The organism is Rubrivivax sp. JA1055 (genome assembly GCF_020966565.1).
Classification (GTDB): domain Bacteria; phylum Pseudomonadota; class Gammaproteobacteria; order Burkholderiales; family Burkholderiaceae_C; genus Rubrivivax; species Rubrivivax benzoatilyticus.
In genome coordinates, this window is sequence record NZ_JAJKFP010000006.1 from 875,994 (window position 1) to 895,068 (window position 19,075).

General features: G+C 74.1%; 22 protein-coding genes. 9 read left to right on the forward strand and 13 right to left on the reverse strand.

Features of this window, described 5'->3' with window-relative positions:
* Positions 1-5: 5 nt before the first annotated feature.
* The 5 genes from LOC65_RS13445 (at position 6) to LOC65_RS13465 (ending at position 3,799) form a co-directional block, all read left to right on the forward strand.
* Positions 6-683: a response regulator gene (locus LOC65_RS13445; protein ID WP_230247835.1), complete on the forward strand. Its 678-nt coding sequence runs from the start codon at positions 6-8 to the stop codon at positions 681-683.
* Positions 680-2,092, forward strand: coding sequence for an ATP-binding protein (locus LOC65_RS13450; RefSeq protein WP_230247836.1), 1,413 nt, complete (start codon positions 680-682; stop codon positions 2,090-2,092). Before LOC65_RS13445 ends, LOC65_RS13450 begins: the two co-directional genes overlap by 4 nt.
* Before the next feature lie 88 nt (positions 2,093-2,180).
* Entirely contained in the window at positions 2,181-2,669 is a 489-nt protein-coding gene (locus tag LOC65_RS13455) for a DUF1643 domain-containing protein (protein WP_230247837.1), read from the forward strand.
* 16 nt (positions 2,670-2,685) lie between these two features.
* Positions 2,686-3,081 carry a GFA family protein gene (locus tag LOC65_RS13460; protein WP_230247838.1) on the forward strand — a complete coding sequence of 132 codons (396 nt, stop codon included), beginning with the start codon at positions 2,686-2,688 and terminating at the stop codon, positions 3,079-3,081.
* 25 nt (positions 3,082-3,106) lie between these two features.
* Positions 3,107-3,799, forward strand: a complete 693-nt coding sequence (locus LOC65_RS13465) for a hypothetical protein (protein ID WP_230247839.1) — start codon at positions 3,107-3,109, stop codon at positions 3,797-3,799.
* 37 nt (positions 3,800-3,836) lie between these two features.
* Here LOC65_RS13465 and LOC65_RS13470 read toward each other — a convergent pair whose 3' ends face one another.
* The 3 genes from LOC65_RS13470 to LOC65_RS13480 form a co-directional block, all read right to left on the reverse strand.
* Positions 3,837-4,124, reverse strand: a complete 288-nt coding sequence (locus LOC65_RS13470; RefSeq protein ID WP_009856446.1) for a type II toxin-antitoxin system HicA family toxin — start codon at positions 4,122-4,124, stop codon at positions 3,837-3,839.
* Positions 4,125-4,186: 62 nt separating this feature from the next.
* Entirely contained in the window at positions 4,187-4,516 is a 330-nt protein-coding gene (locus LOC65_RS13475) for a type II toxin-antitoxin system RelE/ParE family toxin (RefSeq protein ID WP_230247840.1), read from the reverse strand.
* Positions 4,513-4,764: a type II toxin-antitoxin system ParD family antitoxin gene (locus LOC65_RS13480; RefSeq protein WP_230247841.1), complete on the reverse strand. Its 252-nt coding sequence runs from the start codon at positions 4,762-4,764 to the stop codon at positions 4,513-4,515. The genes LOC65_RS13475 and LOC65_RS13480 overlap by 4 nt, the downstream gene beginning before the upstream one ends.
* Positions 4,765-4,951: 187 nt before the next feature.
* Between LOC65_RS13480 and LOC65_RS13485 the strand changes: the two genes are divergently transcribed.
* The 3 genes from LOC65_RS13485 (at position 4,952) to LOC65_RS13495 (ending at position 6,994) form a co-directional block, all read left to right on the forward strand.
* Positions 4,952-5,815, forward strand: a complete 864-nt coding sequence (locus LOC65_RS13485) for a hypothetical protein (protein ID WP_230247842.1) — start codon at positions 4,952-4,954, stop codon at positions 5,813-5,815.
* A gap of 24 nt (positions 5,816-5,839) precedes the next feature.
* Positions 5,840-6,601: a hypothetical protein gene (locus LOC65_RS13490; RefSeq protein ID WP_230247843.1), complete on the forward strand. Its 762-nt coding sequence runs from the start codon at positions 5,840-5,842 to the stop codon at positions 6,599-6,601.
* A 69-nt stretch (positions 6,602-6,670) separates the two neighbouring features.
* Positions 6,671-6,994, forward strand: a complete 324-nt coding sequence (locus tag LOC65_RS13495; RefSeq protein ID WP_164962227.1) for a hypothetical protein — start codon at positions 6,671-6,673, stop codon at positions 6,992-6,994.
* A gap of 14 nt (positions 6,995-7,008) precedes the next feature.
* Here LOC65_RS13495 and LOC65_RS13500 read toward each other — a convergent pair whose 3' ends face one another.
* The 7 genes from LOC65_RS13500 to LOC65_RS13530 all read right to left on the reverse strand — a co-directional run bounded on the left by LOC65_RS13500 (position 7,009) and on the right by LOC65_RS13530 (position 11,805).
* A complete protein-coding gene (locus tag LOC65_RS13500) occupies positions 7,009-7,407 on the reverse strand; it encodes a PIN domain nuclease (protein ID WP_230247844.1) in 399 nt (132 codons plus the stop codon).
* Positions 7,404-7,598 carry a type II toxin-antitoxin system VapB family antitoxin gene (locus LOC65_RS13505; RefSeq protein ID WP_132646477.1) on the reverse strand — a complete coding sequence of 65 codons (195 nt, stop codon included), beginning with the start codon at positions 7,596-7,598 and terminating at the stop codon, positions 7,404-7,406. The genes LOC65_RS13500 and LOC65_RS13505 overlap by 4 nt, the downstream gene beginning before the upstream one ends.
* Positions 7,599-7,683: 85 nt before the next feature.
* The gene (locus LOC65_RS13510) at positions 7,684-8,334 is read right to left on the reverse strand and encodes a tetratricopeptide repeat protein (protein ID WP_230247845.1); all 651 of its coding nucleotides are present in this window, start codon (positions 8,332-8,334) and stop codon (positions 7,684-7,686) included.
* Positions 8,331-9,101: an SDR family oxidoreductase gene (locus LOC65_RS13515; RefSeq protein WP_230247846.1), complete on the reverse strand. Its 771-nt coding sequence runs from the start codon at positions 9,099-9,101 to the stop codon at positions 8,331-8,333. The genes LOC65_RS13510 and LOC65_RS13515 overlap by 4 nt, the downstream gene beginning before the upstream one ends.
* Positions 9,098-9,769 (reverse strand): TenA family transcriptional regulator, encoded by a 672-nt coding sequence (locus tag LOC65_RS13520; RefSeq protein ID WP_230247847.1) that lies wholly within the window; start codon positions 9,767-9,769, stop codon positions 9,098-9,100. Before LOC65_RS13520 ends, LOC65_RS13515 begins: the two co-directional genes overlap by 4 nt.
* Before the next feature lie 6 nt (positions 9,770-9,775).
* Complete coding sequence (locus LOC65_RS13525; protein ID WP_230247848.1) at positions 9,776-11,221, reverse strand: AMP-binding protein; 1,446 nt, start codon at positions 11,219-11,221, stop codon at positions 9,776-9,778.
* Positions 11,218-11,805, reverse strand: a complete 588-nt coding sequence (locus tag LOC65_RS13530) for a thermostable hemolysin (protein WP_230247849.1) — start codon at positions 11,803-11,805, stop codon at positions 11,218-11,220. The genes LOC65_RS13525 and LOC65_RS13530 overlap by 4 nt, the downstream gene beginning before the upstream one ends.
* 283 nt (positions 11,806-12,088) lie before the next feature.
* Here LOC65_RS13530 and LOC65_RS13535 point away from each other — a divergent pair, with 283 nt between their 5' ends.
* Positions 12,089-13,915 (forward strand): long-chain fatty acid--CoA ligase, encoded by a 1,827-nt coding sequence (locus LOC65_RS13535; protein WP_230247850.1) that lies wholly within the window; start codon positions 12,089-12,091, stop codon positions 13,913-13,915.
* A gap of 7 nt (positions 13,916-13,922) precedes the next feature.
* Here LOC65_RS13535 and LOC65_RS13540 read toward each other — a convergent pair whose 3' ends face one another.
* The 3 genes from LOC65_RS13540 to icmH all read right to left on the reverse strand — a co-directional run bounded on the left by LOC65_RS13540 (position 13,923) and on the right by icmH (position 19,073).
* Positions 13,923-15,419 (reverse strand): methyl-accepting chemotaxis protein, encoded by a 1,497-nt coding sequence (locus tag LOC65_RS13540; RefSeq protein WP_230247851.1) that lies wholly within the window; start codon positions 15,417-15,419, stop codon positions 13,923-13,925.
* A gap of 190 nt (positions 15,420-15,609) precedes the next feature.
* On the reverse strand, positions 15,610-18,321 hold the full coding sequence (tssI, locus tag LOC65_RS13545; RefSeq protein WP_230247852.1) for a type VI secretion system tip protein TssI/VgrG: 2,712 nt from the start codon (positions 18,319-18,321) through the stop codon (positions 15,610-15,612).
* A complete protein-coding gene (gene icmH, locus LOC65_RS13550; RefSeq protein ID WP_230247853.1) occupies positions 18,318-19,073 on the reverse strand; it encodes a type IVB secretion system protein IcmH/DotU in 756 nt (251 codons plus the stop codon). The genes tssI and icmH overlap by 4 nt, the downstream gene beginning before the upstream one ends.
* Positions 19,074-19,075 lie beyond the last annotated feature (2 nt).

Genomic DNA, 19,075 nt, shown 5'->3' on the forward strand with positions numbered 1-19,075 from the left:
TCGCCATGCGACTGCTCATCGTCGAAGACGACCCCGACCTCGGCGACGCGCTGCGCGCCGGCCTGCGCCAGGCCGGCCACGCCGTCGATCTCTTCCCCGACGGCCAGCAGGCCGACGCCGCGTTGCGCGGCGCGCCCTACGACGCTGTCGTGCTCGACCTGGGCCTGCCCGGCACCGACGGCGTGACCTGGCTGCGGCGCTGGCGCGAGCGCGGTGTCGCCAGCCCGGTGCTGATCCTCACCGCACGCGACGGCATCGAGCAGCGCATCGAGGGCCTGGACAGCGGCGCCGACGACTACCTCGTCAAGCCGATCGCCATCGCCGAGCTGGCCGCGCGGCTGCGTGCGATGGCGCGGCGCAGCGCCGGGCGCTCGCAGTCGGTGTGGACCCACGGCGCGCTGCGCTACGACCCGGCCAGCAAGCAGGTGCACTGGCGCGGCCAGCCGGTGGAGCTGCGCGGGCGCGAGCTGGCGCTGCTGGAGGTGCTGCTGATGAACCCGCAGCGCGTGCTGAGCAAGGTGCAACTGCAGGAGAAGCTCTACGACTGGGGCGGCGCCGAGCCCGAGAGCAATGCGCTGGAGGTGCACATCCACCACCTGCGCCGCAAGATAGCCCCCGGCATCGTGCGCACCGTGCGCGGCGTGGGTTACGCGCTGGGCGCGGCCGAAGGAGACGAGGCGTGAGCGGCGACGCCGGCCGCCGGCCACAGAGCCTGCAGCGCCGGCTGCTGCTGGCGGTGCTGGTGGCCGCACCGCTGCTGTGGGCCGTCACCGTCGGCGTGGCCACCGACAGCGCGCAGACCGAGGTCGACGAGATGTTCGACAGCGAGCTGATCCGCCTGGCCGGCACCGTGCACGGCGCGCTGTCGGGCATGGCGGCCAAGGGCGAGCTGACCGAGATCGAGCTCAAGCCGCCGGCCGAAGGCGGCACCGGCGCCGCCGAACTGGAGGACATGGGCCTGGCCGCGTGGGACGCCGAGGGCCGGCCGCTGCTGTACGACGAGCAGGGCGCGCGCCTGCCCTGGCGGCGCGACGCCAGCGGCTTCGTCGACCTGCAGGTCGACGACATCGCCTGGCGCGTGTACTACCAGCAGGCCGCCGACGGCCGCTGGAGCGTGGCCGCCGCCCAGCGCCAGGAGGAGCGTGACGAGCTGATCTGGGGCCTGCTGTCGGGCCAGCTCGCGCCCTGGCTGCTGATGCTGCCGGCGCTGCTGCTGGCGCTGGCCTGGGCCTCGCGGCGCGCGCTGGAGCCGGTGCGCCGCATCGCCGGCGACCTGGAAGGCCGCGACGCCGACAGCCTGCGCCCGCTGCCGCTGGACGAGACGCCCGCGGAGCTGCGGCCGATCGTCGGCTCGATGAACGCGCTGTTCGAGCGCATCGAGGCCGCGCGCCAGCGCGAGCGGCGTTTCACCGCCGATGCCGCGCACGAGCTGCGCACGCCGCTGGCGCTGCTGCGCGCGCAATGGGACGTGGCGCGCAACAGCAGCGACCCCGGCGAGCGCGCGCACGCCGAAGGCCGGCTCGAAGCCGGCATCGCGCGCATGGACCGGCTGGTGTCGCAGATGCTGGCGCTGTCGCGTGTGGAGGCCGCCGAAGGCCTGCCGCAGCGCCGCCCGGTCGACTGGGTGCCGATCGTCGGCCAGGTGATGAGCGACACGCTGCCGCTGGCCGAGCGCCGCCGCATCGAGCTGGGCTGCGACTGGCCCGAGCCGCCGGCGCAGCCGCTGCCGCTGGACGGCGACCCGGCGCTGCTGGAGATCCTGCTGCGCAACCTGGTCGACAACGCCACACGCTACGCCCCGGAAGGCGGCAGCGTGACGGTGGTCTTCGAGCCCGACGCGCTGCGTGTCGAGAACGACGGCCCGCCGCTGGCGCCCGAGCTGCTGCAGCGCCTGGGCGAACGTTTCCGCCGCCCCGAAGGCCAGGCCGAGAGCGGCAGCGGCCTGGGCGTGTCCATCGTGCAGCGCATCGCGGTGCTGCACGGGCTGGAGATGCGCTACGGGGCGCGGGCGGATGGGACGGGGGTGGTGGCGCGGGTGGGGCGCGTCGCGACGGGCCCGGCCGAGCATCGGGGCCACCGCGATGCCCGGTGAGACGCACGGGTTTCCTCTCGTACGGGGCTCGGCAACGGCCGCCATCGGCTCGGCGGCCCCGTCGCCCACGCTTGCGGTGGACCCCCTGGTGGCCGAACGCACCATCTTCAGTCCCGACAGGACGCACCGCTTCACGCTTTTCCGGTACTGGGGCGATCACGAGGACTATGCGTGCGGCATCAGCATGAATCCATCGGGTGCTGCGGAAGACGTCGGCGATCCGACCGTGGACGGCATGGCGCGGCGAGCCAGGGAATGCTGGGGCGTCGGCGCCTATTACCAGCTGAACGTCATGTCTATCCGGGGAACGTACTCGGCGGACTTGCGCAATGCCGCCGTCGTGAACCTGCGCGAGAACGACGAATGGATTCGGAGAATCGCGGCTCGGGCACGAATCGTGGTGGTCAGCTGGGGGAACCCCGGCCACAAGTCGGGGCGCGGGCCTGCGGTGGAAACGATCCTTCGGGAGGTTTGCGACCCTGCAAAGGTGTTTTGCTTCGGCAAGAACAAGAACGGATCTCCAGTTCATCCGCTCTACCAACGGATTGATGCGCCACTGAAGCCCTACTTTGACTGAGGACCGCTCGACCGCCATGCCCACCCGCCTCGCCTCCTGCTCCTGCGGCCGCCTCACCGCCACGGTGAGCGGCGAGCCGCTGCGCGTCTCGATCTGCCACTGCCTGGCCTGCCAGCGCCGCACCGGCAGCGTGTTCGGGCAGCAGGCGCGCTTCCGGCGCGAGGACGTCGTGCTCGCCGGCGCCTCGACCGAGTTCGTGCGTGTCGGCGACGACGGCGGCCGGGTGCGTTTCCACTTCTGCCCGGCCTGCGGCGCGACGGTCTGGTACGTCGTCGACGACATGCCGGAGTCGATCGCGATCCCCGTCGGCGCGTTTGCCGACCCGGCTTTCCCGCCGCCCACCGTCTCGGTCTACGAAGAGCGAAAACACGGCTGGGTGCAACCGCCGCCCGAGGCCAAACACATCCCCTGAGACCGGCGCCGCCGGCCCATAGAAGATGAAACCCCTGCTCGTCTCGCTCGCCCTGGCGCTGGCCGCGGCGTCGGCCACGGCCGCCGAACCGGTGCGCCGCATCGGCGTCTATGTGCTGCCCTACTACGCCGCCGCGGCCGACGACGGCGGCCGCCCGCAGGTGGCGGTCGGCAAGGCCTTCGACGAACGCCTGGCGAGCGACGACCCGGCCGTCGTCGCCGAGGTCGAGAAGTCCATCCGCGCGGCGCCCGAGCTCGTCACGCCGATGACGCTGATGGTGCTGGCGATCCGGCTCTACGACGTCGGCCTGCGCGACGAGGCCGTGTTCTGGTTCTACGCCGCCAAGGACCGCTACGCGACGCTGGCCGCGGTGCTGGACATGTCACATCCGGCGCTCGCCCAGGTGGCCCAGGCGACGAGGGACTTCGCCGTCACCGCCGGGCCCGACCTCAACGGCTACGCCTTCTGCGACCTGGGCCGCCAGGCGCGGCAACGCCAGGCGGCGCTGGACTGGGTGGCGGCGCACCCGTACCGGGCGCTGTTCATCGACGCGCTGCCGGCACGCCCGGGGGACCGCCAGGCCCACCTCGAGGCTGCGCTCGCCGATCTGCGCACGCAGGCCGCGCGCGAACGCGACGCGCTGGCGACGCCGGAGCTTCGCGCCCGTGTCGCGGCCACCCGCGAGGCCAACCAGATGCAGGACAAGTACTGCTGGTGAGGGGGTCAGGGGGCTGAGCCGCCGGGCGTGCCCCGGCTCAGCCCGCCGCGTCGCCGCGCGACTCGTAGGCCGCGGGCGTCACGCCGGCGCGGCCCAGGAAGGCGCGCACGTGCAGCACCGACTGCCGGTCGAGCTCGTCGCCGCCGTGCGGCCGGTGCAGGATGTCTTCCACCTTGCCCAGCGTGACACGCAGGCGCGCGCCGGAGATCGGCTCCAGCGTCGCGCCGACGTGCTTCAGCAGCGACTCGACGTCGCGCCAGTGCAGGTTGTGCGGCGGCGGGTCGTGGAACAGCGCGCGGATCAGGTTCGTGTGATGACGGCTCATGCACGGCTCCTGGAGCTGACGCATGAGCGTAGCCGACGGTCGCGGCGCCGGTCTACGAAGGATCAAGCATCGCCCGGCTCGCGCAGCCAGGCCGGGAGGTCGCGCTGGCCATGCAGCACGCGCCAGACGTCGACGTGATCGTCGCGCTCGACGTAGGACACGAGGTACGGGTAGCGCTTCAGCGGCCAGGCGCGCAGGCCGGGAAGGTTCAGCTCGTGCCCCAGGCGCGGCGAAGCGCTTGCCGGATGCCGGCCGATGTGCGCATACGCCCGCTCCAGCGCGTCGACGAAGCCTGCAGCCGCCGTCCCGGCCCCTTCGGCGAGGTAGAAGTCCAGCGCCTGCGCAACATCGTCGACGGCCTGCTGGCGCGCGACGACGGGTTTGGGTTTCACGCTTTGCGGCGCGGTACGGTGGCCGTGCGCACGCGCTCGCGCAGCCCGTCGAAGTAGGCGTCGTCAGCCACCACGGCCGGGACCGACGCAGCGCCGGCCAGCAGCAGGCCACGCAGCTGCTGGCGCTCCTGGTCCTGGCGGATCAGCTCGCGCACGTACTCGCTGCTGGTGCCGTAGCCACGCTGGCTGACCTGCTCGTCGACGAAGCTCTTCAGCGCATCGGGGAGGGAGATGTTCATCGTGCCCATCGCATGAGCCTAGGCGCCTTGGCAAAAATTGGCAAACGTGCCGCCTCGAACAGCTTGCCAACCCCGAGGGGCCGAGGGGCGCCACGGCGTCCCTCCGGCAAGCGACGCCCCGGCGCCACGCCACCCGAAGCAGGGGATGCCGAGGCACGGCCGCCGCCTATGCTGTCGGCCGCACGCCCTGCCCACCATGCGCCACCGCCTGCTCGCCCCGCTCGCCCCTCTGGCCCTGTTGCTGGCCACCACCACCGCCGCCGCGCAGCCGGTCCCGCTGGACGAGGAGCCGTTCACGCGCCACGCGGCCGGGCAGTTGCAGCGCACGCTGCCGTCCAGGCCGGTCACCGTGCTGGGCCCGCTGACGCTGGGCCTGGGTGACGCCCAGATCAACCTCGACCGCATCCACGCCTTCTGCCGGCGTGACGCCGAGGGCTGCGCCGAGCGGCTGGACGCCTTCCTGCACGACGTCGCCACCGCGCTGGGCGACGCCCAGGCCAAACCCCGCGCCGACGCGCTGCGCATCGTGCTGCGCTCGGCGGCCTACGTCGTCAGCGCCCGGGCGTCGATCGCCGGCGGCCGCGTCCCGGGCCGGCTGGACGCCCGGCCCTTCTTCGGCGGGCTGATGGCCGTGCCAGTGCTCGACGGCGAACGTTCGGTGCAGCTGCTGGGCAGCGGGCAGCGTGAAGAGCTCGGGCTCGACGACGACCAGGCCTACGCCCGCGGCCTGCAGAACCTGCGCACGCGCCTGGTGCCGCTGGCCGTCGCGGCGCCGCCGGTCGCGCCCGGCCGGCTGGGCGTGCTGGCCGACGACGTCTACCAGCCCAGCCGGCTGCTGCTGCACGACAGCTGGGCCGGCCTGGCCGAGGCCCAGGGCGGCGTGCTCGTCGTCGCGGTGCCGGCCACCGATCTGCTGCTGTACTCGGCCGACGATTCGCCGGCCGGCCTGGCCGCGTTGCGTGCGCTGGTGGCCGACACGATGGCGCGCGCGCCCAACCCGCTGGCCCCGCTGCTGCTGCGCTGGCGGCCCGAGGGCTGGGAACTCGTGCCCGCCCGCTGAAAACCCGTTTCAACGCCGAACGACATGCTCCGACGTCTCGCCACCCTGCTCGCCGCCTCGCTGATCGCCGGCTGCGCCGTCACGCTCAACGGCGTGACCGTCCCTCCCGCCACGCTGCAGCAGGCCAAGTCGATCGCCGTCGTCTCGGTGCTCGGCGACACCGTGCGCTACACGCGCCAGGGCTTGCTCCAAAGCGACGACGTTCCGTTCGACGTGCCCGGCTGGGGTTTGGACGAGCGCTATGCCGACCTCTACGCCGAAGCGATCACGCATTCGTTCGGCATCAGCGCCCGGCCCGTGCACGGGCCGTTGCAGAAAGACCTGCTGCGCACGCTCTACGTGCGCAAGGGCATCAACGGCAAGGGCCAGCCCGACTGGGAAGCCGCAGCACCGCAGCTGCGGGCCATCGTGCAGCAGACGCAGGCCGACCTGCTGGCCGTCGTGGTGCGCGACTGGACCCAGGCCCCGGTCGCCTTGACCCAGTACCTGGTCGAAGGCCTGGGCTTCACCGGCGGGCGGGGTCTGTGCGCCACGCACGCCTACATGCTGGTGGCGCTGGTCGACGGCAACAGCCTGGAGCCGGTGGCCGGCGCGGCGCTGAGTTGGCGCGATCCGCAATCGCGGTGGCACATGCCCGTCGCGCCGTTGCCACAGGAGATCTGCGCCCACGCCGCAAGCGGCAGCCTGTCGCCGCAGGAGCTGGACATCGTGCATCGGTCCGTCGTGCGGGCCGCCGCGCCGGAGGTCATCGAGCAGACGGTCAAGCGCCTCGTGAAGGCGCGCTGAGGCGAGCCCTTGGCCGGCGCGCGCCGGGTGCTCGGGCAAACTCCCGGTTCACGCCCATCGCCACCCGCCATGCGCATCGACATCGACATCGACACCCTGGACGAAGCCCAACTGCTCGACCTCAACCGCCGCATCGTCGCGCGCCTGAAGCTGCTGCACGACATGAAGGCGCACGTGCAGATGATGGACTTCCGCGTCGGAGAGAAGGTGTCGTTCCAGCCCGACGGGCACCCGGTGCTGTTCGGGATCATCACCAAGTACAACCGCAAGACGGTCACCGTGATCACCGAAACCGGCATGCAGTGGAACGTCGCGCCGGCCTTCCTGCGCAAGCTGAAGACGGTGGACGAAGCCCCGGCCGCGGGTGCCGTGGCCCGGCTTCACCCGGGCTGAAGGCCGGCCCGGCCTCAGCCGCCGCAGTCCACGACGCGCAGGCCCAGACTCTCGAATGCCTCGAAGTCGCGGTCGGCGTGCAGCAGCGTCAGCCCGTCGAGCGGGCAGCGCGTCGCGATCAGCATGTCGACCGTGCCGCGCACGGTGACGCCGGCCGCACGCAGACGGCGGTACAGCCGCGCCGCCTGCACCGCCACCTCGAAGCCGCCGATCTCGACCGGCTCCAGGCGGCCCAGCAGTTGCCTGGCCTCCTCGAAGCCGCGCTCGTCACGAAAGCCCTGCAGCACCTCGGCCAGGATCAGATCGCCGATGGCGAAGCGTTCGAGGCCCAGCTGACGGTCCAGCCACTCGGCCTGGGCCGTGGACTTGCCGCGGAAGAAGTCGATCCAGACGCTGGAGTCGACGAGGATCATGCGTCGCGCCGCATCGCGTCCAGGTCACCGACCCACTCGTACTTGCCACGCAGCCGCCGCAGTTCGGTCTGCTGCTGCAGCCGCAGCAGCGTGCGCAAGCCGGCCTCGACCGCCTCGCGCTTGGTCTTCAGCCCCGTGGCCTTCAGCGTGGCGGCCATCAACTCGTCGTCGATCACGATGTTGGTGCGCATGTGTGTACTCCATGTCGACTGAATACACATCATAGCGCCGCGCGCTTCACGCGAGGCGCTGAGCCTCGCCCTCCCGGGCCCGGCCTCAGCGCTTGATCTTCACCAGCAGCTGCCGCGCCTCCTCGCGCCGCCCGGCGTCGGCGATCTGGCGGCCCGGGCGCGGCGGCGCGTCGATGGCGCGCTGCAGGTAGGTCACGGCGTCGGCCTCGCGGCCGGTCTCGACCAGGTACTCGCCGTAGAAGTAGTTGGCGTCGATGCCCTGCGGGTTCAGCGCCAGCGCCTTCTGCAGCATCTGGCCGGCACGCGCCTTGTCGCCGAAGCCCAGCGGCCAGCCCGGCACCTTGTAGTACAGCACGCCCAGGCTGTTGTAGGCCGAGCCGTCGAGCGTGTTGCCGTCGATCTGGATCGCACGTTCGTACAGCGCCTTGGCCTGCTTGACGAGGCCCAGCGCGCCGAGCCCGCCCTTCTCGCCCGCCAGCGAGCTGACGATGATGCCTTCCCAGACCAGCGGCTCGGCGCGGCCGGGGAAGCTCTCGCTGGTCTTGTGGGCGTTGGCCACCAGGGTCTCGAAACGCTTCTCGCGCTCGGCGGCGGGGGTCTGGTAGCGGATCACCTCCCAGTCGTGCTGCAGCGCGGTGACGGCGTCCTCGACCGGGCCGGCCTGGGCGACAGGCAGCGCAGCCAGCGCGGCGGCGGCGACGACGAGGGAGCTCAGCAGGGAGCGGCAGATGTTCATCGGGTCTGTCCTTGGGTGGGGGCCGCCGCCGGCAGGCTGCGGCGATGTTTGCTGAAGCCGGAGTCCATCCAGGCACCCAGCAGGCCGTTCAGGCGGGCGAAGACACGTTCGCCGCCGCCCAGCGTGCGCTCGGGCGCCTCGCTCTCGATCAGCTGCAGCAGCGCCTGGGCGACGAGCTCGGGCGTGTCGCTGGCGGCACCGGTGGAGACGTTGTAGGCCTGCGCCGCGGCGTCGTTGAAGGCGGTGCGCGTGCTGCGCGGGGCCAGCGTCTGCACACGCACCGGGCCGTCGCCCAGCTCGCGCCGCAGCGCCTCGGCAAAACCGTGCAGCCCGGCCTTGCTGGCGCCGTAGACCGAGAAGCCCGGCAGGCCGATGCGGCCCAGCACCGAGCCGACGAAGACGATCTGGGCGCGCGGCTGGCGTTGCAGCTGCGGCAGCAGCGCCTGGGTCAGCAGCATCGGCGCCAGCAGGTTGGTCTGCAGCACCTGCTCGACCTGCGCCGCGGGCACCTGGGCCAGCGCGCCGAAGGCCGGCACGCCGGCGGCGTGCACGACGACGTTGGCGTTCCAGTCGCCCGCCGCCTGCACGACAGCCTGGCGGCCTTCGGGCGTGGCCAGGTCGGCACGTTGCCAGGCGTTGCCGGGGCCGCTGGCGCCGCGGCCGACACCGAGCACCGCGGCGCCCTGTTCGGCCAGCGCCTGCACCATCGCGCGGCCGATGCCGCCGGCCGCGCCGGTCAGCACGACGCGGGTCTGGTCGATCTTCATGCCGCCTCCTCGACGGGTTGCGGCAGCGGCAGGCTGCGGAAGACGTCGCCGTACAGGCGGTAGAACACGCGCGCGGCATGCACGATGGCGGCCTGGTCGGCGGGGTCGTGGATCTGGTCCATCAGCAGCTCGAAGTGCTGCACGTGCTCCTGGTCCAGCGTGCCGTGCGAGCGCAGGTAGCTGAAGGCCGAGTCGGGCAGCGCCAGCGCCTGCTGGATGGCGTCGGCGGCGTGCAGCGCCAGCGACACGCTGGTGCCTTCGAGCACCAGCACCATGCCGAAGAAGCCCAGCGGGTTGCGCCGCGCGATCGTGTCGTAGGCGTAGGCGACCATGACCTCGGTGGCGATGCCGGGGGCTCCGTGGCGCACGGCTTCGGCGTCGCCGCCGGCGTGGGCGATGTCGTCGAGGATCCACTCGTCGTGGCCGGACTCCTCCTCGATGTACTCGTCCAGCGGGCCTTCGAGCCAGGCGTGGTGCGCGGGCAGCGCGGCGCGCACGGCCTTCAGCAGCGGCACCGTGTGGCGCACGTGGTGGAAGGCCTCGCGCAGAAAGGCCAGGTAGCTGGGCCGCGAGACCTCGCCGCGCAGCGCGCCCTGGATGATCGGCGTGGCGAGCAGGCCGCTGCGGGCCTCGGTGGTCTGTTCGAGCAGGGTGGCGTGGAATCCCATGGCGTGTCAGCAGGTGGCGATGGCAGGCGCCGCGTCGAGCCCGAGGGCGTCGGCATGGCCGGCGAGGATGGCGTCGCGGCGCGGGCGGCCGTTGGCGGTGGCCAGGCCCGAGGCGGCGTCGAAGGCGTCGGCGGCGCGCGTCCAGCGGGCGACGCGGGCGTAGTCGGGCAGCGTGGCGTTGGCGGCGGCCACCGCGGCGTCGAGCTGGTGGTCGCCGACCGCGGGCGACGACGGCCAGAGCACCGCCGACAGCGCCGGCTGGCCGTCGCCGAGCACCACGGCCTGGGCGACGGCCGGCTGGCAGCGCAGCGCGGTCTCGGGCCATTCGGGCGAGACGTTGCGGCCGTAGCCGGTGATCAGCAGGTTCTTCTTGCGGCCGACGACGTGCACGAAGCCGGCGTCGTCGATGCGGCCCAGGTCGCCGGTGGGCCACCAGTCGCCGTGGCGCGCGGCGGCGTCGCCGACGTAGCCGGCGAACAGCGGGCCGCCGACCTCCAGCTCGCCGTCGGCGGCGACGCGCACGCGGGCGTGCGGCAGCGGCCGGCCGGCGCTGCCGGCGTTGTCGGCCCCGGGCAGGTTCAGCGTCTGCACCGAGGCGCCTTCGGACAGGCCGTAACCTTCGTAGGCCGGCAGGCCCAGCGCACGCGCCGCGTGCAGCACCGGCGCGCCCACCGCGGCGCCGCCGACGGCGACGAAACGCAGCGAGGCCGGCGCGCGCCGGCCGCTGGCGGCCAGCCAGCCGCACCAGGCGCGCAGCATCTGCGGCAGCAGGATCAGGCTCTGCGCTTCGTGGCGCTCGACGGCGGCGTGCAGCCGGGCCGGGTCGAAGCTGGACGAGCCGGCGAGGCCGACCTCGGCCAGCGGCGGGCAGATCACGGTGCTGCCCTGGCGGCGCGGCGCCATCAGCCCGGCGACGTTCTCCAGCAGCACCGCGTAGGGCAGCGCGGCGAGGTGGCGTTCGATGGCCAGCGGCGCCAGCGCCTGCACCAGGCCGTCGGCCACGGCGTCCATCGCCGCGGCCGTCAGGCACACGCCCTTCGGCGTGCCGGTGCTGCCCGAGGTGTAGGTGATCTTGGCGGTGCCGGCCGGCAGCGTCGGCCGCAGCGCCGGCAGGCGCGCGGCGGCGAGCGTGCCGGCAACGCTGGCCAGCGGCTGCCAGTGCAGCCCGGGCCAGCGCGCGGCCAGCGGCGCGGCAGCCACCAGCGTGTCGACGCCGGCCGAGGCCAGCACGTGGCCGAGCATCGTGGCGTCGAAGAACAGCGGCAGCGGCACGTGCACGACACCGGCGCCACGCGCGGCGTCGTCGAACACGGCGAAGGCGGCGCCGTTGTCCAGCAGCGTGGCCAGCACCTGCGTGCCCTGGGCACGCAGCCAGCCGGCCGCGGCCTCGGTGGCGGCGGTGAGTTCGGCGGCGCTCCAGGCGCGGGCGCCGTCGACCAGCGCCGGCCTCAAGCCGCACCCCCGCGGCGGCGGAAACGCATGATCGCGGCGTCCAGCCGGCCGGCCAGCACCAGCGGCCGGTGGTCGTAGTACGTGCCCCAGCGTGCGGCGTCGCGGCCCAGCACCGCCGGGTCGGCGACACCCAGCGTCACCGGCGCGATGCCCAGGCGCACGAAGAGGTGGCGCAGCTCGACGGTCAGCGTGCAGACCACCCAGTCGTAACCCTGCTCGGCCAGGTGCGGGCCGATGCGCGTGATGAGGCGGCGGCCTTCGCCGGCACGCGCGGCGGCCAGATGGCCGACCTCGACGATGCGCTCGCGCACCGCCGGTTCGCCGAGCAGTTGCTCGACCGGCGCGTCGAGATAACGCTCCAGGAACAGCTCGCCCTCGCGTGCCGGGCGGTAGCCGGCGGCAGCGACGAGTTCGCCGCTGCCGTCGTGCAGCCCGACCATCGCCGGCGCGAACTCGCGCACGTCGGCCTCGTAGCGCTCACGGTAGACGCGGCGCACCAGCGCCTCGACCTCGGGCCGACCGCCGGCGTCGCCCGGATAGACGCGCAGGCGCGGCTCGGCGCCCGGACGTTGGACGAGGCTCATGGCCGGCTCCCGCAGCATGCTCGGCATGCAGACTCCCTTCAGGCGCTGCCGCGGAATGCGGCAGCTGACGGGGAGGATGCTCGCGGCCGACGATTAGCGCGGCATTAACGCAACAGCGCCGGGCACCACCGCGGCGTGCAGCGCGTCACGCGCCGAGCACCGGAAACTCGCGTCCTGGCAAGGCTTTGGCGCGTATCCCATGGGCTTGGGCGGTTTCCCGCCCCGTTCCGGTGCGGAGCCTGACAGAATCGAACGATCGTTCGAAAACAGCGTCCATTGCGGCATGTCAACGCAACCTTCCCCCAGCCTCGACCTCAGTTCCGTCCGCACCCTGCCCGAGCTGCTGCGCTGGCGCGTCGCGTTGAGCCCCGACGCCGAGGCCTACCGCGAACACGAGGACACACGCGGCTGGGTGAGCTGGAGCTGGCGCCAGTTCGGTGACCGTGTCGAACGCTGCGCCGCGGCACTGGACGTGCTGGCCCCGGCACGCGGCGCGCGCATCGCGATCCTGCTGCCCAACGGCCTGGACGCGGTGACGCTGGACCAGGCGGCACTCGCGCGCGGCTGCGTGCCGCTGCCGATGCACGCGCTCGACAACCCGCTGTCCATCGCCTACATCCTGGCCGACAGCGGCGCCGAGCTGCTGGTCACGCAGACCGAGGCCCAGTGGCAGGCGATCGCCGGCTGCGGCGCGCTGCCGGCGACGCTGCGCCAGGTGGTGATCCGCGAGCGCGACGAGGGCGCTGCCGCAGCGGCCACCGGCGGGCCCGAGCTGCTGTCGCTGGCGCAGTGGCTGGCGCGGGCTCATGCCCGGCCGCCCGCAGCGCCGGTGCCGGTCGACGAGCAGGAGCTCGCGGCGCTGGTCTACACCTCGGGCACGACCGGCAAGCCCAAGGGCGTGATGCTCACGCACCGCAACGTGATGGCCAACGTGAAGGCGGTGCTGGCGCGCATCGCGCCGCGGCCGGACGACGTCTTCCTGTCCTTCCTGCCGCTGTCGCACACCTTCGAGCGCACCGCCGGCTACTACCTGCCGATCGCCGCCGGCGCGACGGTGGCCTTCGCACGCTCGACGCAGCACCTGCCCGAGGACATGAAGACGGTGCGCCCGACGGTGCTGATCTCGGTGCCGCGCATCTACGAACGGGTGTTCGTCAAGCTGCAGACGATGCTCGAAGGCTCGGCGCTGAAGAAACGGCTGTTCGAGATGGCGCAGGCCGTCGGCTGGCGGCGCTTCTGCCGCGCGCAGAAGCTGCCGGTGCCCGGCTCGGTGCCGGCGGCCTGGGACGCGCTGATCTGGCCGCTGCTGGCCAGCCGCGTCAGCGCGCCGCTGCAGGCGCAGTTCGGCGGCCGGCTGCGGCTGGCGGTGAGCGGCGGTGCGGCGCTGTCGGCACCGATCGCGCGCTGCTTCCTCGGCCTGGGCCTGCCGATCGTGCAGGGCTACGGCATGACCGAGAGCACGCCGGTCATCAGCTGCAACACGCCGGAAGACAACGACCCGGCCAGCGTCGGCCGGCCGCTGGACGGCGTCGAGGTGCGCATCGGCGACAACCGCGAGCTGCTGGTGCGCGGCCCGAACGTCATGCGCGGCTACTGGAACCGCCCCGAGGACACGGCGCGTGCGCTGGAAGGCGGCTGGCTGCACACCGGCGACCAGGCCAGCCTGGACGGCGGGCGCATCCGCATCGTCGGCCGCGTCAAGGAGATCATCGTCACCGCCACCGGCGAGAAGATCGCGCCGACCGACCTGGAGATGGCGATCGTCGCCGACCCGCTGTTCGAATCGGCCTGGGCCTTCGGCGACAACCGGCCGTTCATCGCCTGCATCGCCGTGCTGGCCGCCGGGCCGTGGGAGCGGCTGGCACGCTCGCTCGGGCTGGACCCGGCGGCGCCCGAGTCGCTGCAGGCCCCGGCGGCGCGCGAGGCGGCGCTGGCGCGCATCCGTGCCGCCACCGCCGCCTTCCCGCACTACGCCCAGCCGCGTGCGGTGTGGCTCACGACCGAGCCCTGGACCATCGAGAGCACGATGATCACGCCGACGCTCAAGTTGAAGCGCAACAACCTCCAGTCGCGCTACGGCGAGCAGGTCGAGGCGCTGTACCGGCGCTGAGCCGGGGTCAGGCACCGACGCGGAACACCGCCACCGCCCGCGCCAGCGCCGCCGCACGTTCGCGCAGCGCCTGGCCGGCGGCGGCCGACTGCTCGGCCAGTGCGGCGTTCTCGCCGGCCGCCTCGTCGAGGCGCGCCATCGCCCGCGTGGCCTCGCACACGCCACGCGCCTGCTCGTCGGTGGCGGTGGAGATCTCGCGCTGGCGGTCGGCGACATGGCCGACGGCCTGGGCTGCAGCGTCGGCATCGGCACGCGCCGCCTCGGCGCGGCTCGCCCCTTCGGCGACATGGGCCGCACAGGCCGCGATCAGCGCACGCGCCTGGTTGGCCGCGCTGCGGCTGCGGTGCGCCAGCGCGCCGATGCGTGCGGCCACGACCGCGTAGGCGATGCCCTCCTCGCCGGCGCGCGCCGCGCTGACCGAGGCCTCGCGTGCCAGCAACTCGGTCTGGTCGGCAATGCCTTCCATCAGGTCGATGGAATCGGCGGCGGCGCGTGTGGCGCGCTCGATCGAGGCCATCGTCGTCAGCATCGCCGATGCCGACTGGCCGCTGCGGCGCACCGTCTGGCGCGCCTCGTCGGCGGCGGCATCGACTTCGCGCGCGGTGTCGGCCACGGCCTCGGCCGAACGCGTGATCTGCTCCATCGCCACGGCCGTCACCTGCACGTCGCCCGACTGCTGCCCGGCCAGCGTCGACAGGCCACGGCTGCCCTGCGCGATCTCCTCGGCGGCACCGGCGATGCGGCCGATCTCGCGGCGCACGTCGTCGACCACGGCGCGCATGTTGAGGTTGGCCAGCCAGATGGCCTGCTGCAGCGGCCCCAGTGGCGCGGCGAGATCGTGGTCGCTGCGGGTCGCAAGGTCGCAGGCGGCCAGGCGGCTGGCAGCCACCGTGGCCAGCCGCAGCTGCCCGGCGACACGCCGCTGGAACCAGGCCAGCAACAGGACGGCCGCGGCAACCGCCAGTGGCAGGCGCAGTGGCGCCAGCGGTCCGAGCGGCGCCAGCGCCAGCACGAGCACGGCGGCCAGCCCGGCGGCCAGGGCCGGCGTCGGGCTGCTCGGCCACCGGCGACGGGCGCCCGGGGCCGGCGCGCCATCGGCCTGTGCCAAGCGGGCGTAGCGCGCCTCGGCCTCGTGCACCTGCTGCGGCGTGGGCCGGTGGCGCACCGACATGAAGGCGACGACGCGGCCGTCGGCGAGCACCGGCGTGACGTTGGCGACCACCCAGTAGTGGTCGCCGTTGCGGCAGCGGTTCTTCAGCACGCCGCACCAGGGCCGGCCGGCCCCGATCGTCGCCCACATGTCGGCGAACAGCGCCGGCGGCGTGTCGGGATGGCGCACGACGTTGTGCGCCCGCCCGAGCAGCTCGTCGGCGGCATAACCGCTGACCTCCGCGAAAGCAGCGTTGCAGTGCGTGATGCGCCCCTGGACATCGGTCGTCGAGACCAGCATCAGCGTGTCGGGATAGTCCCGTTCGACCTGTGTGACCGGCAGGTTCGACTTCATGAGGCAGGCAGGCCGAGTGGGCGAAGACGTCAAAATATCACTTTTGCTATTTCGCGCACTATTGCCGAAGCATGAAGACCATCACGATCGGCGCCGGGCGGCAATAACGCACGCCCGGCACGGCGCACGCCGCGCGCCGGCGAGCCCGCCGACCGCCCGCCATCGGCTGACGCCGCCCGGCCGTTGCGGTTCAGGCCAGCCGCTGCTGCAGCGCCGCCACCAGTTCGGCCAGCGGCGGCCACGGCGCGGCCGGCAGCGCGTCGCGCGGCTCGTACTCGACCTGCAGCACCCGCTCCGGCACGTCCTCGTGGCGGGCCTCGCCCTCGGCGTCGAGCCGGCCTTCGATCGTCGCGCCGCCGTCGAAACGGATCGTGTAGCGCTGGCCGGCGAACGGCCGGCCGTCGGCGTCGTGGTGGGCGATCGCGATCCAGTTTGGCGGCGCGCCCGGCCGCCCCAGCGGCAGCGCCGGCAGCGGTGCGTCGACCCGGCCCGGCCCCGGGAACCGCTGGGCGCCGGACTCGACGACGAAGCTGCCGGCCGTCGTGAAGCGCACGTCGGCACCGTCGAGCACGAGCGCCGAACCGCCAGCCCGCAGCACGAGGCGGCGGCGGGCGACGAGACGCAGCTCGCCATCGGCGGCCTGCAGCCGCAGGCGGCCCTCGGCCTGCAGCGACAGCGCGCCGGCGTGGGCACGCACGGCGGCATCGCCAGCGGCGGCGACACAGCGCAGGTCGCCGCCGGCCGAGAGCTGCAGCCGCCCGCCCGCGGCCAGCGCCGCGTCGGCGTTCACGCCGGTGCGGCAGCCCGCGCCAGCCACCGACACCAGGTCGCGGCCGGCGGCCTGCAGCAGCTCCGCGGCGCTGGCCAGCACGAGCGTGGCCTCGGCGGCGACGACCAGCCGGGCGTGCTCCGCGGCGTCGGCCTGCACCGGGCCGGCAGGCAGGTCACCGAGCGGCACGAACAGGCCCGCGGCCGCCAGCGCCGCCGGAGCCTGCGCCGAGGGCGGCGCCGTGCCGCCCCGGGCCGCCGCGGCCCGCGCCCGCGAGGCCGCCTGCCCGGCGGCCCGGTCCAGGCGTGCACACGGCTCCTGCACGTCCATCTGCGCACCGTCGCAGGAGCCGCCCCGGCCATCGCGGCGGTGCGTGCTGACGAGCAGGCCACGGCCGGCACGCAGGCTGGCCCGGCCGGCCGTCGCGGCCTCGAAACCGCGGCCGCGGACCTCGCCCCGCCGGGCCGAACCGGGCGGCTGCACCACGAGGTGGCCGAGGCCGAGTTCGGCGGCCGCCGGCAGGCTGGCCAGCCGGGTGCGCAGCTGCCCGCAGCTGTCGTCCAGCACCCACTCGCCGCAGGCCGCGCCGCGGCCCGGCATGGCGCTGAGAACGCCGGACAGCGCCGTGCCGGCGTACGGCGGACGGTCGCGGCCGTTGAACAGTGCGCCGAGCACCACCGGACGGTCGATGTCGCCGTCGAGATGGCCGACCAGCACCTCGGCACCGACCCGCGGCACGAAGACCGCGCCCCAGCCCGGCCCGGCCATCGGCTGCACGACACGCACCCAGGCGCTGCCGCGCCGGCCGGTGGCCCGGCGCAGCGGCCAGACGGCCTGGCCGACACCGTCTTCGCCGGGGTCGGCATCACCCTGCCAGCCGTAACGCAGCTTGACCCGCAGCGCGCCGTCGGCCATCGGCAGGCCGTGTTCGATGCCGACGACGGTGGCCGTCTGCAGCCCCGGCGCGAGGGCCCGCGGCGGCAGCCGCGGCACACGCGGCCGTGCGGCCGGCACGGCGTCGAAGCGGTTGCGGTAGCCGCCAGCGTCGAGATCGGCGGTGCCGAGCCGACGCGCCAGCACCGGGCCCAGCGCATTGGCGGCTTCGTGGTGCACACGTGTCAGCACCCAGCGGCTGCCCGCCAGGCCGGCGCCCGGGGCATCGACGAGCGTGAACGCGGCGCCCGGCGCGAAGGCGGGCACGGTGCCCGAGCCCTGGGCGAGCTGGCGGTCGAGCTCGAAGGCCGCGAGCTGCCGCTCGGCGCAGGCGTCGGCCTCGGCGGCATCGGCAAAACGGTCGACGCCGCCGACGTCACGGTACAGCGGCCCGGTCGCGACGCCCGGGGCAGACGCCCGCCCGCCGGCGACGAACGCGGCCGTGCACGACGACCAGGCGCCGACGCTGACCGCCGCCGGTCCGGCCGCGTGGTGGCAGGCGAAACGGGAGACCGTGTCGTGCGGCGCCGGCACCGACGGAGCCGGGGCCGCGAAACGCACCCGTCCCAGATCGGCCGGCGGTTCGTGGCCGTCGTCGACGACGAGGACGTGGCGCCAGCGGCCCGAGGCGGCCTCGGCGCCGCCGCGGATCTCGAAGCGCCAGCCCAGCCCGTCCTCGGCCATCAGCCGGGTGCAGAACGCCCAGTCGGTCTCGGCGTACTGGGTGCACAGCGCACGGCGCACCGGGGCACCGCCGCGCACGATGCGCCAGGCCGCGCCGGGCACGCTGGAGAAGACCTGCTCGAGGATGCGGTCGGTGCTCAGGTCCTCGTGCAGCGTGCAGCCGTGGCGCTGCTCCAGCAGCGCCGTCCACGGCCGCAGCCGCAGCTGCCAGCGCACGCCGCCGGCCGCCGCGCCGGCACGCGTGCTCTCGACGACGAGGCCGTACCAGGCGCGCGCCGGGCCACCGGGAGGCTCCAGGTGCACGCCGGCTTCGGCGCCGAGCAGGCCGTCGACGTCGGCGTCGGGCTCGGCCAGAGCCTCGAGATGGATCTCGAAACCGGAGCCCAGCGCCTCGTCGACGGTCACGCGCTCGGCCAGCAACGGCGGCCCGTCCGGCGGCGGCTCGAAGCGCAGCAGCCGGCCGTGCACCGACCAGCCGCAGACGCGGGTGCCGGCGGCCGTCGCGGCAGCAGTCATGGCCACGTGATGCGCAGCTGCGCCGGCTCGGCCGGCGGCGGCACGACCGGCGGCAACCGCGCGAGCTGCCGTGCCGTCCAGCCCGAGAGCTGCAGGTGCAGCCCACCCCAGGCCAGCAGCAGCACGCCGGCCACGACCGCCGCCACCACCCACGCCGGCACATGGCGGCGCAGCCGGTGCACGAGGTGGTCGGGCGCCTGCGCGTGCGGCGCGAACGCCGGCCGGCCGCCGCGCCAGCGGTCGATGTCGTCGGCCAGGCGCTGCGTCAGCCAGGCCAGGGCCTCGGGCGGCTCGAACGCGTAGCGCCCCTGGAAGCCGAGCAGCAGACACATGCGGAACACCTCCAGCACCGCCAGCCGGCGGGCGCCCTGTTCGCGCAGCCGTTCCAGGTGCTCGAAGAAGCGCTCGCCGGCCAGCGGCTCGTCGTGGCGCTCGAGCTGCAGCGGCCGCCGCGCCCAGGCCTCGCGCAAGGGGCCGGGCGTGCCGAGCACCACCTCGTCGGCCAGCGCGACGAAGGCGAAGCTGGCGAGCCGCAGGTCCTCGGGGTCGAAGCCGAGGCGCAAGCCCTCGGCCTGCACGCCGTCGAGCCAGGCGCCGAGCGTCCGGCGCAAGACCGCCGGATCGGCCGGCTGCTCGCCCTGGCGCAGGCGCTGCGGCACGTAGAAGCCTTCGTTCAGCAGGTCGAGCAGGTCGCGCCGCGCGGCGGGGCGCGGCGCGGCGAGTTCGGCGGCAGCGGAGACGGTCGCGGCCATCG

What these genes read in the sequence shown, in the direction of transcription:
- LOC65_RS13510 (WP_230247845.1), bottom strand. Translation starts at nt 8,334, where the DNA reads ATGAACATCTGCCGCTCCCTGCTGAGCTCCCTCGTCGTCGCCGCCGCC.
- LOC65_RS13490 (WP_230247843.1), top strand. Translation starts at nt 5,840, where the DNA reads ATGCTCCGACGTCTCGCCACCCTGCTCGCCGCCTCGCTGATCGCCGGC.
- LOC65_RS13515 (WP_230247846.1), bottom strand. Translation starts at nt 9,101, where the DNA reads ATGAAGATCGACCAGACCCGCGTCGTGCTGACCGGCGCGGCCGGCGGC.
- LOC65_RS13530 (WP_230247849.1), bottom strand. Translation starts at nt 11,805, where the DNA reads ATGAGCCTCGTCCAACGTCCGGGCGCCGAGCCGCGCCTGCGCGTCTAT.
- LOC65_RS13535 (WP_230247850.1), top strand. Translation starts at nt 12,089, where the DNA reads ATGTCAACGCAACCTTCCCCCAGCCTCGACCTCAGTTCCGTCCGCACC.
- LOC65_RS13495 (WP_164962227.1), top strand. Translation starts at nt 6,671, where the DNA reads ATGCGCATCGACATCGACATCGACACCCTGGACGAAGCCCAACTGCTC.
- LOC65_RS13465 (WP_230247839.1), top strand. Translation starts at nt 3,107, where the DNA reads ATGAAACCCCTGCTCGTCTCGCTCGCCCTGGCGCTGGCCGCGGCGTCG.
- LOC65_RS13460 (WP_230247838.1), top strand. Translation starts at nt 2,686, where the DNA reads ATGCCCACCCGCCTCGCCTCCTGCTCCTGCGGCCGCCTCACCGCCACG.
- LOC65_RS13480 (WP_230247841.1), bottom strand. Translation starts at nt 4,764, where the DNA reads ATGGGCACGATGAACATCTCCCTCCCCGATGCGCTGAAGAGCTTCGTC.
- LOC65_RS13505 (WP_132646477.1), bottom strand. Translation starts at nt 7,598, where the DNA reads ATGCGCACCAACATCGTGATCGACGACGAGTTGATGGCCGCCACGCTG.
- LOC65_RS13445 (WP_230247835.1), top strand. Translation starts at nt 6, where the DNA reads ATGCGACTGCTCATCGTCGAAGACGACCCCGACCTCGGCGACGCGCTG.
- tssI (WP_230247852.1), bottom strand. Translation starts at nt 18,321, where the DNA reads ATGACTGCTGCCGCGACGGCCGCCGGCACCCGCGTCTGCGGCTGGTCG.
- LOC65_RS13470 (WP_009856446.1), bottom strand. Translation starts at nt 4,124, where the DNA reads ATGAGCCGTCATCACACGAACCTGATCCGCGCGCTGTTCCACGACCCG.
- LOC65_RS13485 (WP_230247842.1), top strand. Translation starts at nt 4,952, where the DNA reads ATGCGCCACCGCCTGCTCGCCCCGCTCGCCCCTCTGGCCCTGTTGCTG.
- LOC65_RS13520 (WP_230247847.1), bottom strand. Translation starts at nt 9,769, where the DNA reads ATGGGATTCCACGCCACCCTGCTCGAACAGACCACCGAGGCCCGCAGC.
- LOC65_RS13500 (WP_230247844.1), bottom strand. Translation starts at nt 7,407, where the DNA reads ATGATCCTCGTCGACTCCAGCGTCTGGATCGACTTCTTCCGCGGCAAG.
- icmH (WP_230247853.1), bottom strand. Translation starts at nt 19,073, where the DNA reads ATGGCCGCGACCGTCTCCGCTGCCGCCGAACTCGCCGCGCCGCGCCCC.
- LOC65_RS13540 (WP_230247851.1), bottom strand. Translation starts at nt 15,419, where the DNA reads ATGAAGTCGAACCTGCCGGTCACACAGGTCGAACGGGACTATCCCGAC.